This window comes from Arcicella sp. (assembly GCF_964672035.1).
The window spans coordinates 39,952-53,648 of record NZ_CBABQS010000024.1; the positions used below are offsets into that span (position 1 = coordinate 39,952).

Here is a 13,697-nt window from a genome sequence, read left to right on the forward strand (position 1 = left end):
GAATTCTTAAATTTTTGTTCTTAAATATCCAACCAAAATATCCAGTCCTTTCTCGAAATGGATGTTGTTTGGAATGACAATATCTGCGTGTTTACGGTATGGTTTTATGTATTTTTGGAAGGCAGGTTCAACGTGGTTATTCCAACGATACATGACTTCTTCAAGTTCACCATAACCACGCTCCTGACCATCACGTTTAATACGGCGGTCAAGTCTAAGTTTACGTTTTGCATCAATAAAAATCTTCAAATCTAATGAATCGGCAATTTCTTTATAATACAACACAAAAAGTCCTTCAACCACGATAATAGGTTTTGGTTCGAAGGTCATCATTTTGGGAACGATATCGGGATTATTGAAAGTATATTCTAATTTTTGGAAAGTTTTTCCTTCGTGAATTGTTCTAACATCGGTAGCATATTGGTGCAAATCCAGCGATTTTGGTTCGTCAAAATTGATAAAACCATGAGCATCCACTTCTTGATCTTTACGGTCACGGTAGTAATTATCCTGTGAAATCAAACAAATTTCATCGTGCGAAAATGACTTTAATAATTGATTTAAGAACAAAGTCTTACCCGAAGCACTGCCCCCCGTAATACCGATAATAAATGGTTTTTGATTTGGTTTCACTTGATAAAAGTTTCGTTGTGGAGTTTTTGCAAAGGTCGTGAAGAATGTTAAAACTTTCACTATTTAATAAAAAAAGTGTGATACCCAAAAATAGACCACGGATAATACTGATTTAACGGATTTACACAGATTGTTTATCATTTTGTCTGTGTAAATCCGTCAAATCTGTGTCATCCGTGGTCTATTTTATCTCAGTTCACGTAAAACCTTATCCGATCATATCAAACCCACAATAAGGCACCAATACCTTTGGAATTTTAATACCGTCTGGCGTTTGGTTATTCTCCAAAATCGAAGCCAAAATACGGGGTAAGGCCAACGCTGAACCATTCAAAGTATGTAATAATTGAGATTTTCCTTCGGTTTTCATTCTCAATTTCAGGCGGTTTGCTTGGTAAGTTTCAAAGTTAGAAACTGAGCTTACTTCCAACCAACGTGCTTGTGCCGCCGACCAAACTTCCATGTCATACGTAAGCGCAGACGTAAAGCTCATATCACCACCGCACAAACGCAACACACGGTAAGGCAATTCTAATTTTTGTAAAATCCCTTGTACGTGCAAAGACATTTCTTCCAAAGCATCGTAAGAATTTTCTGGCTTTTCAATGCGAACAATCTCAATTTTATCAAATTGGTGCAAACGGTTTAACCCACGCACATGAGCGCCCCAAGAACCCGCTTCTCTACGAAAACAAGGCGTATAACCCGCATTTTTGATGGGCAATTCACTTTCTTGCAAAATTACGTCACGGTACATATTGGTAATCGGTACTTCGGCAGTGGGGATTAAGAATAAATCATCTACCGTAGCGTGATACATTTGCCCGTCTTTATCGGGTAATTGTCCCGTGCCAAAACCTGATTCTTTATTAATCAAAATGGGCGGTTGAATTTCCATATAGCCCGCATTAATGGCCTCATCCAAGAAGAAATTTATCAGAGCTCTTTGGATTCTGGCTCCTTTTCCTTTGTAAACTGGAAAACCCGCCCCAGCGATTTTATTGCCCAATTCAAAATCAATAATATCGTATTTCTTGATTAAATCCCAATGCGGAACTGAACCTTCTGGAAGCATTGGAATTACACCATTTTCCAAAACAACTTCATTTTCCTCAGGTGTTTTCCCTGCGGGAACGCTTGAATGTGGAAGATTTGGCAACGTTACTAATACTTCGTAAAGGTCTGATTCTAAAACCTTTAAAGACTCTTCCAATTCTTTAGAACGAGCTTTCAAAGTTCCCGTTTCAGCTTTTGCAGCTTCGGCTTCTTCTTTTTTCCCTGCTTTCATCAAACCGCCAATTTCTTTAGCAAGGGCATTGGATTTAGCAAGGGTATTATCTAATTCAACCTGTGTTTCACGACGTTTTTCGTCTAAACCCAAAATTTGCTCAACGGCTTCTTCTGCACCTTTGAAATATTTTCTATTCAAGCCTTCAATGGTTGCGGCTTTGTTTTCTTTTATTTGTTGTATTTGTAGCATATTATTCTTTATTCTATTTCACAAAGATAAACAAAAAGCCGTGTTGCAAATATCACAACACGGCTTTTAAGACAATGTTGCTAATATCACGGTGCCGAGAAAATATCTTTCATCGCATCTTCGTACAAAAAGCATCTTTCGTTCAAAGCATTCAATGCCGCTGCTTTGTTTTTACCGTGAATCAAAAGTGTAATGTTATGTTCGGAAGCTCCGTAACAAATCATTCTGATTGGAATGTTTTTCATCGCTTCTAATACTTTCAAGGCAATTCCTTCTTTGTCCGCCGAGAAATTTCCAACGATACAAACAATGGTTTGGTCTTTATCAACTTCCTCTAAATCAGCAAATTGACGTAATTCTGCCATGATAGAATCTAAATGTTCATCATTATCAATGGTTACAGAAACGGAAACTTCCGAAGTCGTAATCATATCAACGGGCGTTTTGTATTTCTCAAAAACCTCAAATACTCTTCTCAAAAAACCGTAGGCATTCAACATTCTGGTTGAGTGAATGTAAATGGCCGTCAAATTATCTTTGGCTGCAATCGCTTTAATTTCACGGTCAGACGTTTTGTCAGCAATCAATGTACCAAAAGCCAACGGTTCCATCGTATTTTTCAAACGAACGGGAACGCCTTTCATTTTAGCAGGTGTAATGGTACTTGGGTGCAAAATTTTTGCTCCGAAATACGCTAATTCAGCCGCTTCTTCAAAAGTTAACTCACGAATAGGGAAGGTTTTTTTAACGATTCTTGGGTCGTTATTGTGCATTCCGTCAATGTCAGTCCAGATTTGAACTTCTTCTGCTACAATTGCTCCACCAATCAATGATGCAGTATAATCGGAACCACCACGTTTTAAGTTATCAACTTCGCCACGTGGATTACGACAGATAAAGCCTTGGGTAATAAATATCTGACGATCCTTTAATTGCGATAAAATCGAACCTAATTTTTCTTCGGTAAATTTCAGCACTGGCTCATTATCGGCATCAATCAACATGAAATCTAAGGCTGGCAAAAGAGCCGATTTTACGCCTTCTTCTTGCAAAAATGCCTCAAACATTTGAGTAGAAAGTAGTTCACCTTCTGCCACAATTTCCTTTTCCTGTTTCAGCGAAAAAGGCTTAATATTTACTAAGGAACGAATAAAAGAAAACTCATTTTCGATAATGGTTTTACCTTTGGCAAACCCTTCTGGCGTTGCGTATAATTCTTTAATAAACTCTTCATAATGAGCGTACAAGATATTGATTTTCTCAATTGCCTCCGCATCATTATTGGCTTTCAAAGATTCTCCGATGGAGATAAGCGCATTGGTCGTACCCGAAAGAGCCGACAAAACTACGATTTTGCGATTACCATCTTCGGTAATCAAATTTTTGATAGAGTGCATTCTTTCGGGCTTCCCGACTGAAGTACCTCCAAATTTCCAAACTTGCATATTTTTTAAATAATTAATAATCAACTAATCACGCTGAAAACTCCTTGTCCACAATCGTTTCCTTTATAATAAAAACAGTCTATTTATCGACTGAAAAATACGCTCAAAATGTTTTTGTATGAGCTAAACAAGTAATTAAAGCCAATTGATTTCATAGTAAGGCTCGTCTGAAAGGGCAATTGCTTGCATTAATTGAGCGGTATTGTCACGACTACCATTATCAATTAATACAATTTTAATCTTCAATTCCGACTAATCCATGACCGCATTCAATCGTTTGATTAGATCTGGGAATGTCTCACGTTCATTATACAAAGAAGCAATAATTGAAATTTGAGGCTTATTAAAGGTAATATATATTTCAGATTTTAAAACAAAGATACATATCAGAAATTTACTTCAATAGTCTGATTGGCATTAAAGACTTTTTGTGTATCACCATTTACCCAAAATATACCAATTTGATAGGCATCACGAACGAGATATTGTGGAGGAATTTGTATGGCTATTTCATTATTAAAATATCCCAGCGTGTTTCGCCTTTGATAAATTAAGTAGGTTTTTTTAGCTGATTTTAAGAGTAGATAAATACCATCATTAATGCCAAAGCCAATTGGAAATTCATTACTGACCACAAAAACCTCTTTATCTTTCATACGAATATCGACTTGAGTGGATTGATTATCAGGCAATTGGTTTAATATTTCTTTTTCCGAATCTTTAAAAATCGTTTGAGGATATTGAAAAATCCCTTTTGGTACGAGCCGAGCTAAAGCAGTCTGAACGTAGCGGTCGAAATCTGAGCCTTCAATAGGTCCTAAACCAATTTGGTCGTGTTCTTGATTGAAAATTCTAACCAATAAATCTTTTCTACGTTCGTGAACTTCAGGAAGAAATTTCAGGTAAGATGCCACATAAAAAGCCACACTTCCAATCAATATCCACTTGAAAGATTTTTGGGACAGATTAAATTTTAACCAGCCCGTTAATATCATCAAATAAGCGATTACTAACATCGTGGCGGGATAGATTTTATAATTACTCACCAACATCACAAAATAGCCAAATCTTGGACGTAAAATTGCAATAACAATGGCATTTATTACCAAAAATAAAAAGCATCCTAAAATGATATAATTGGAAGGTTCGGCGTTTAATTTATTTTGCAGCTTAATACCATATTTAGCGATAGAAAAATTTTCCAAAAGTGTCATGCCTTTCAAAAAAATCCACCAAATAGCAATTAAAATCAGGATGAACCCTGCAATAGTCGGAACAATGGAACGCTCTAAAATTGGGCTAAGTGTCTGAAAATCAAAACTTCCCCCTAAATGCGTAAAGAATCCAAAGAAACTTTCGTGAGGATGATGGAAAAAATAATCAAACCCTTGGTCATTGGCTTGCGTATCGAATTTATAGAAGTACAATTTGAAAGTTGCTATCGTAAAAATAAGCCAAATACCCAACATTTTATAACGAGCTTGCAAAGCCAAAATCACCATGCCAACTATCCAATAAAACAAGCCGTTACTCATGGTAAAGCTATCAAAAAATACCGCAAAGGCGGCTCCTAAAAACGTCCAAAACGTATTTTTTGAGAGTAAATAAACGCCCAATAATCCAAAAAAAATGACCGGTTGATACTGAAAACCAGTGATAGTCCAGATGCTTGTCAAGTAATATTGAGGATGTAAAAGCAACAGTGGAACGGGCAAAAAATAGTAGGCTGGCAGTTTTTGCTCCTTAATCACTCGCCAAAAAATCCACAACATTCCGAAGAGTGTAATATTGGAAATAATCGTAAGCGTCCGCATATTGAGCGTTCCCGTGAGCGCATAATGCAAAAGATTCATCAATTTGGCATAAACGATGCGGTGTTCATTATTGGGTTTGAACAAAAGCCATATTCTTTCATTGAAATCTTTGGCTTCCAGAAAACGCCCTAAAAAATCTGGAAAAGCGTCTGAATCGTCCATCCAAGGCACATTCACGGCATACGTGAAGAGCATTAATATGAAAAAAAAGATAGGTAGAATGATACCTATCTGGGTTAATGTCTTTTTCAAAGGGGAAGAGTGTAGGGGTTTAGGATTAGGGATTGGGGATTAGGTAAAACTCCCTAATTCCTAATCCCTAATCCCAAATCCCTACTATTTAAAAGTTAATTTTTTCATGAATAATATACTCTGGGCGGTTCTTGATTTCCTCGAACATATTTCCCAAATATTCACCTAAAACACCAATTGTCAACAATTGAATTCCGCCAAAAAAGATGAGCGCAATAATGGTGGAAGCCCAACCAGGAACGATGCTATTGGTTCGATAAATGAGTCCAGTTATTACCCAAACGGCCAAACCAATTCCAATAAAAATACTAATTAAACCTATCGTAAGGGCTAATTTCAAAGGTTTTTTACTGAAGTACAAAAGACTTGTCGAAGCAAATTTTATCATTTTCGAGAGGGGATATTTTGTCTCGCCCGCAAAGCGTTCATCACGCACATACGTAATGGGTACTTGTTTGAAACCAATCCAAGAGATTAATCCTCGGATGTATTTGTTCTTTTCGGGTAAACTTTTAAACGCCTCAATCACGTGTTTATCAATCAAACGAAAATCGCCCGTATCAACTGGGAGTTTTGTATCCGAAAGAAAATTAATGGTTTTATAGAAATATTTTGCCGATAATTTCTTGAAAAAAGTTTCCCCTTTTCGTTCTCCCCGCAAGCCATATACTACGTTGGCATTCTGGTCAAGGTGTATTTTTACCATTTCGGGAAACAATTCTGGCGGGTCTTGAAGGTCACCGTCAATGATAATTGCGACATCGCCGGTGCAGATATTTATGCCCGCAGTAACGGCGGGTTGATGACCAAAATTTCTCGAAAAACTCACAATTTTAACATTTGAATCCTTTTGGGCGATTACTCTCAATAATTCCAACGTTTTGTCACGGCTTCCGTCATTGATAAAAATCAATTCATATCCACGATGTTCAAAACTTTGCATGGTTTTGTTCACTCTTTCGTAAGTATGAGCAATTACTTGTTCTTCGTTAAAACAGGGAATTATCACGGAGATAAATAAGTTTTTGGCTTGTTGCATGATATTGGTTTACTCTTTCAAAATTATCACTTTCTTATCAAAATAAGTAGCATAACATTTATTCCAAAGGTGTTTTTCGTTGGTTTTTATGTCGTCGAAACAGAGAGATTTCGGAATATTTTTTAGCGGAGCCAGATAAATAGTATCCGTTTTACTTTCTCTGATTTGGGTATATCGCTGAGTCATTTCTTGGTCATATCTTTTGGCAATTCCCAAGCGAATATCAGCGTACATTGTTATTAAGTTTTTGCCATCAAAATAAATAGAAGACAATAATGTAAATGTTATTAATCCAATCCATCCCCATTCATTTTTAACCTTTCTCTTTTCATCAAAATAAGCAAAATGGGCAATGGTAACAATATAAAAAAAACCAAGTGCGTAAATGGCAAAAATAATATTTTTCACACGGTCAGGAACGCCCATGTCATTGCCATAATGAATTACAAAAAACATCAGAAAAATTAAGACAAATAGCCCTGCAATGGCTATCCAAATATTTACTTTGAAGACATTGGAGGGTATTTGTGGGAAGTATTTTTTCAAGAAATATATTGAATATGAAAATGCAAAAAACATTAAAAGTACCCCCCATCTTAAACAACTTACAATCGTTGATTTTAAGGCATTTAAAAGCGATTGAAAAATAGCCCCTCCTAAAACATTTCCGCCTGCCATACGAATTTCATTTCCTTTCGCTTTAATTACCCAAAAGAAGGCAAAATATGCTCCCACAAGGATTAATCCAAAAATAAAACCGTCAAATCGTTTTTCAAAAACTAAAATATACAGCCAAACCATTCCCAAAAAAGCCAACACAAAAAGCATCATCACTTCATTAGAACCCACGATAAAAAATACTAAAGTGGCGGCTAAAAGCGCAATTGGATATTTAATTCGCTGATATTGACGCTGATAATAGCGTAAAATAACCACTATCAAATACAGAAAATAACAAACCGAAGTTGGGAAAATAAAAACGGAAGTGTACCAATAAAAAGTATCAACCACGCTCGACGAGAAAATAATAAAAAGGCTTAAAAAAGTGGCGGCCAATAATAATTGATTTTGTCGTGATGGCTTTAATAATTCACCAATTAGCGTGTAAATGGCGTGATATAATAAACCCAAAATCAAAAAGGGCATCACTTTTACAAACCAAAAAACGCCAAAAGCCAAGGGAGTCGCATGAAAAATCATATTGGAAATATATCTTCCTGACCAACCTTCGTAGTAGAATTTTTGAGCCTCCCAAAAACCGTAATCTCTGGTCATGTAAGCGAAACAATAATCGTCATCAACGGATGGATGATTATAGATTGCTAATAGACCAATTGGAATAACTGTCATTAAAAAAAGTAGCCACAAGGCCGAATTTGCTAAGTTTTTTGGGGTAAGCACCGATTTTATATATTTTAATTAATGTTCAATTTTCAAGGTAAAAAAAGAAAGAGAAATAGCATTGATATATTGAACATTGAACGTTTTTCTACAACTTAATTTTAATATTACTATAATGAATTTCGTATTTTCCGTCTTGAACTTTCAACAATCCAATGGTATATTCGTCTGGCACAAAAGTGTTTTTGAGAATATCCGTTTCAAAGCCTTTCCAAAACAAATGTTGATTTAAGACATAATCCCTTCTGCTCTTATTTCGCTGACGATTTAAAGGCAGTAAATACAAATTTCTTTTAGATTTAAGCACGACATTTTGCTGAATTTCCAAAGGGTTTTCAACATCGAGTGTTTCGTTTTTCACCGTAAATCTATCTTTCTTTTGTTCAATTACAAAAGCTAAGTCGCTGGTATTGTAAACAGTATCTTTATTTATTTCCTCTTGAAAATTTGTAAATGGCAACTTAGGTAATTGATAAACGCCCATTTTTATGGCTTCCGAATTTACCACATCAACTTGATATGTCCAATCGTTATCGAAAGGATATAAAACCCAACTATTATGGTACTTAAAATTGAAGGCTGCAGCGACTAATTTTTCACGAAAATTGACGTTATTTTGATGCAAATAATAGTAAGAATATACGTATAATAAACTCGTAATCGGGAAAAAAACCGCCAATAAAATTCGTTTATATTGCACTTTATGAATCAATAATAAAGCAAATAAATATCCCAAACAAAAGAGTGTAATACTGATAAAACGGTAACGACTCACAAACATTTCTTCAAATCCGAACTCACCCGAATAGCGAGAATAAGCGACCGCACCCGCCGACATACACAAGGCTATCATTGAGGAAATGATGAATAAATAATCTTTTTGCAATGAACTAACACTTTGGTTATCAGTACTTTGAATGTATTTTTTTAATAATACAAATCCTCCCCAAGTCATTAATGACAAAATGATTATACCAAAAAATGTACTCGTAAAAATGGCCAGTTGATGGAAACTTTGTACGTCCACGTATGCCCCCAACAACAATAAAAATCCTCTCAATAAATTTGCCAATGAAAACTCGTGCGGTGCAATTGGCGATGGTCTATAATTACTGAAATATAAAGCCACACACGCCACGCCTATCACGAATAAAAGCCCCAATTCTTTATATCTTTTCTGATAAATCAAGACTAATCCGGCGGGCAGAAACACAAACATCCCATTACTGAAAGTAAACGTTACTAAAATGGTGGTCAGAATGGCATAAAGTAGGTTGTTTTTCTTTTGATAACTCAGCAAATATAAGACGACCATTTGCAGTAAACCAATGGGATAATACGTCCAATTACAGATAGTCCAAAACTGATTTTCGTACGTTTGCATCTGAAAAATCAAGAATGGTATTGGCAAAAAATAGATGATATTCCATACGTGTTTTTTGAAGAAACGCCAGAATAAAAACATCATTCCAAAGAGAGCTATATTGCCCAAATGAGCCAAAATAGTGTAATTAAACTTTCCCGTAAATTTATAAATCAACCAAGCCGTAAACTTAGAAACTGGCGTTCTATGCTCGGTAATGGTATGTTGCTTCATAAAAATCCAGAACTTATCAACAATAGAATTACTTTTTTCTACATCAACTAAGCACTTGGTGTAATATAAACTATCGTCCAAAAAGGGTATATTTATCGTATATTTCCAAACGTAATAAATAAAGAATAGAATTGGACATAGCATTAAAAAAACAGCAAAGTTTTTCAATTGTAATGATTTCATTCGTGATTGTGGTTGTTTTATGCGAACAGCAAAATCTTTTTTGGGTCAAATTATTATGTTTTAAGTAGTTTATAGGCAAGAATTCGGATACAAATTTTTATAATAAAAGACAGATTTAAAGTTACTGAACACGTGGTGCATTAGAACAAAGTCCAAAATTACCAAAGTTTGCGTTTAAAATTTCATAATAGAATCTCTTTTTACAGAATTGCCATTTACAATCTAACTTTCAAGTTGCTGTATTTGATTTCATATTTTCCATTTTCAACTTTCAATATTCGTCGTCAAGAAAAGGAACATTAATCGTGTATTACCAGACGTAATAGACAAAAAATAAAATGGGAGCAATGCCCAGAACGATACTAAGGTTTTTTAAGTTTAAAGTTTTCACGTGTTAGTTTTTCAGATAGAGGGTACAGTAAGACTGATAATAAAATTACCAAAGTTCCTGCATAAAATCCCGCTGTCATGCGTTCTTTTTCCCCGAAGAATGAGTAAGCGAGCATTATTCCGTAAACTGGCTCTAAATTCAAGGTCAAATTGAATGTAAAAGCGGAGAAAATTCTAACCAAATTGACTGATTCTGTGTAGGCATAGATGGTACAAACGAAGGCTAAGATAAAAATCCAGAGCCAATCCATGGCTTGTGGGATGATGGAAATTGTGGTATTTCCAGAAATTAAAATATATAAAACTGGAATAAACGTGCTAATGGCAACGCCCAACATTTCATAAAAAGTAATGATTTGGGAAGTATATTTTTTGGAAAACTCTCCGTTTAAGACTGAGAAAGTTGCCCCTAAAATCGCACAAATAATACTCAATCCTAACCCCCAAATATGATTAAATTCGTAGAGAAATATTAAATATAAACCCAAAACAATGACACTCCCAAAAATAACTTGAAGTGGTTTTATCCGTTTCTTATTCCACAATGGTTCTATAAAACTCGTCCAAAGTGAAGTAGTTGAAAGTCCTGCCAACGAAATAGCAATGGTTGAAACCTTAGCGGAATAGAAGAAAGTAAACCAATGTAAAGCCACAATAATCCCACCCGTTCCCAATAATTGCAGTTTTCCTTTGGTATCAATTTCGATGGATAAACCCCTTATTTTGAAGTAGATATAAAAACCAATCGTTGCGAAAAGTGTACGAAAAAAAACTAATCCCAGCGTATGAATCGAAATAAGTTGCCCAAGAATTGCCGTAAATCCAAAAATTAATACGACGAAATGTAAAGTAAAAAAGTCTTTAAAAGTGGTTTTCATAAATGTGTACGTTACAATGTCATCCGTGGTCTATTTTAAGAATATATTTAATTATCTCGGAACGGCTCGATACAGAATCATGCCAATAAAAGTAAAGACAATATTAGGTAACCAAACGGCCAAAAGTGGCGGCATTCCACCCGATTGGGCAATTCCTTTGCTCATCATGAAAAACAGAATGTACAAAAATGCCAACATAAAGCCCAAAGCAATCTGAAATCCTACGCCGCCTCGGGCTTTGCGAGCGGAAACAATTACGCCAATAACCGTCAGAATTACCACGGCAAAAGGATTAGCGAAACGAAGGTATTTTTCAATTAAAAATATTTCAATTCCATCCGAACCACGACTTCTCACTTTATCAATCGTTTCTTCCAATTCGGGCATCGTGAAGGTTTCTTGCAATTGATATTTACTGTCGAAATCTTTGGGTAGCAAGTTCAACGTAGTATCCAACTTTGCGCCGTAGGTTAGTGTTTCTTTTCCATTTTCCAAAAAAGTTCTGATTCTATAATCTTGAATTGTCCATTTTCGGCGGGTAGTATCCCAAACAATTCTGTCAGCTAACAACTTAACTTTCAACTTACTATCCGAAATTTTATCCAACGCAAACCGATAACCCGTGTTTGTTCCAGTATCATAACTTTCCATATAGGCATAATCTTCGGGGCCAATTTTGATGTGAACGTCCCGCCCGCTGAAATAATAAGAACCACCTTCTACGTATTTTCTTTCAAAGGCAATACGGGTTTTATTAGCAATGGGGATTACCCAGCCTACCATTAAAAAAGTAAGCAAACCGAGCAAGGTAGAACCAATCAAATAGGGACGAAGAAACCGCATAAAACTGACTCCAGTACTCAGAATGGCAATAATTTCGGTTCGGGCGGCCATATTTGCCGTAAAAAAAACGGTGGCAATAAAGACCATCAAAGGACTGATGTAATTGGCCCAATAAGGAATAAAATTGAGGTAATAATCCCCTAAAATTTCGTTGAGAGGCGCTTTATTATCAATAAAATTATCAATCTTTTCGGTATAATCAATAACCATAATGATGGTTACGATGATAAGAACCGCAAAGAAATACGTTCTCAAGAATTTTTTTATGATATATAAATCAAGAATTTTCATGTACGTTGTCGTAAATTTTTGTAGGATTCTGCAAATTTACGAATAAAAAAACCGCTCAACGATAGAGCGGTTTTTTTGCAGGTTAAATGTTATTAAAATATCATTGTTTCTCTTCATTCCAAAAAACATAAAGCCCATCTTTGCCCGCCACAATAATATCTTTCTGACCATTTCCACGTAAATCAGCCACCGACATTTGAACGCCCGTGCCTTTACCAATGCCAAAAGCCCCATAACTGATGACTTGCTTGACAAAACTATCTCCATTCCATTTGAAATAATATAAACCGATATTATCGCTTGCGCCTGCGTCATTACTATCGTGAGCTCGCCAACGCTTTCCCGTTATCAATTCATTTTTACCATCCCCATCCAAATCAGCCCAAACCATTTCGTGATATTGAGAATTATAAGGGTCAATGGCGTGCTTTTTCCAAGTTCTGTTTTTCTGATTATCAATAACTTGCTCGTACCAGTCCAATCCGTAACCATGCCCTTGCCCCGCAATACAATCAGTTTTACCGTCACCATTTACATCTGTTACGATAATCGGAACGCTTAATTCTCCCCATTTGAAGTCTGGGTGATAAACCCATTTCCCTTTCCGTAGATCTTGGGGCGCTTCGTACCAACCATCGGCGGATACAAAATCATTGCGACCGTCGCCATTAATATCTCCACAACCTAAACCATGTCCTTGCGTTTCAGCAACTGCATATCTTTTAAATTTACCATTTTCAAAACGATAATATTTTAAAGATTTTCTCGGATTATTGGGACAAATTTCCATTACTCCATCGCCATCGACATCGAATAAACGAGTAGTTTCAACGTTTCCGCAGGTGTCAATTATACTTTCTTTCCAAGACCCGTCATTTTTAGGATTTTCCCAAATCTTGAGACTATTTCCCCACCATCCTCCTGTGATAAAATCCGTCCAACCATCTCCGTTGGCATCAAAAGGAAGAACCGAAAAGGCATCCCAATATTCGCCGTGTCTTTCTATCGCTCCTATGTAAATACGGTCACGAAAGGAAGGTCCTTTATACCAATAGTAGCCCGAAACAATGTCTAAAATTCCATCTTTATTTACATCAAAAACGCCAACCGATTCAAAACTTTCTGCCGCAATCATTTGCGAACGAAATTTAATGGATTGTGAAAACCCTGCGGTCGTCAAAAACAATAAAATAATGATTTTTTTCATGCGTAAATAAGGGTTGTTTAAGATAAGATACCAAGTTTTATGCTATTTTCCTTAAACAAAATTAGACCATAGATTTTACCGATTGTACTGATTTACACTGGGACGATTTCTATGGTAAAAACAAGGAAAAAGTATTAAAAAAGTACAAATTACTTTTCAAAAACTATTGGTTGTGATATAGTTTTCGACATAACATTCTTTTCGTTTAACGCAAGCAAAAATACGATGAACAAGTTTATTACAA

The 13,697-nt window shown here is 35.7% G+C and carries 10 protein-coding genes; all 10 read right to left on the reverse strand.

What is annotated here, in order from left to right; all coding sequences use genetic code 11:
• Positions 1 to 6: 6 nt before the first annotated feature.
• Positions 7 to 693: a uridine kinase gene (udk, locus tag AC1W31_RS09085; protein ID WP_481734115.1), complete on the reverse strand. Its 687-nt coding sequence runs from the start codon at positions 691 to 693 to the stop codon at positions 7 to 9.
• A gap of 148 nt (positions 694 to 841) precedes the next feature.
• Positions 842 to 2,113: a serine--tRNA ligase gene (serS, locus tag AC1W31_RS09090; protein WP_481734116.1), complete on the reverse strand. Its 1,272-nt coding sequence runs from the start codon at positions 2,111 to 2,113 to the stop codon at positions 842 to 844.
• Between the two features lie 86 nt (positions 2,114 to 2,199).
• The gene (locus AC1W31_RS09095) at positions 2,200 to 3,558 is read right to left on the reverse strand and encodes an aspartate kinase (protein ID WP_481734117.1); all 1,359 of its coding nucleotides are present in this window, start codon (positions 3,556 to 3,558) and stop codon (positions 2,200 to 2,202) included.
• Between the two features lie 386 nt (positions 3,559 to 3,944).
• On the reverse strand, positions 3,945 to 5,567 hold the full coding sequence (locus tag AC1W31_RS09100; RefSeq protein ID WP_481734118.1) for a hypothetical protein: 1,623 nt from the start codon (positions 5,565 to 5,567) through the stop codon (positions 3,945 to 3,947).
• Between the two features lie 145 nt (positions 5,568 to 5,712).
• Positions 5,713 to 6,663, reverse strand: coding sequence for a glycosyltransferase family 2 protein (locus AC1W31_RS09105; RefSeq protein ID WP_481734119.1), 951 nt, complete (start codon positions 6,661 to 6,663; stop codon positions 5,713 to 5,715).
• 9 nt (positions 6,664 to 6,672) lie between these two features.
• Positions 6,673 to 8,064 carry a hypothetical protein gene (locus AC1W31_RS09110; RefSeq protein ID WP_481734120.1) on the reverse strand — a complete coding sequence of 464 codons (1,392 nt, stop codon included), beginning with the start codon at positions 8,062 to 8,064 and terminating at the stop codon, positions 6,673 to 6,675.
• 88 nt (positions 8,065 to 8,152) lie between these two features.
• Positions 8,153 to 9,844, reverse strand: a complete 1,692-nt coding sequence (locus AC1W31_RS09115; RefSeq protein WP_481734121.1) for a hypothetical protein — start codon at positions 9,842 to 9,844, stop codon at positions 8,153 to 8,155.
• 362 nt (positions 9,845 to 10,206) lie between these two features.
• The gene (locus AC1W31_RS09120; RefSeq protein ID WP_481734122.1) at positions 10,207 to 11,112 is read right to left on the reverse strand and encodes a DMT family transporter; all 906 of its coding nucleotides are present in this window, start codon (positions 11,110 to 11,112) and stop codon (positions 10,207 to 10,209) included.
• Between the two features lie 51 nt (positions 11,113 to 11,163).
• Positions 11,164 to 12,246: an LptF/LptG family permease gene (locus AC1W31_RS09125; RefSeq protein ID WP_481734123.1), complete on the reverse strand. Its 1,083-nt coding sequence runs from the start codon at positions 12,244 to 12,246 to the stop codon at positions 11,164 to 11,166.
• A gap of 100 nt (positions 12,247 to 12,346) precedes the next feature.
• Complete coding sequence (locus AC1W31_RS09130) at positions 12,347 to 13,453, reverse strand: FG-GAP repeat domain-containing protein (RefSeq protein WP_481734124.1); 1,107 nt, start codon at positions 13,451 to 13,453, stop codon at positions 12,347 to 12,349.
• Between the last annotated feature and the right edge of the window lie 244 nt (positions 13,454 to 13,697).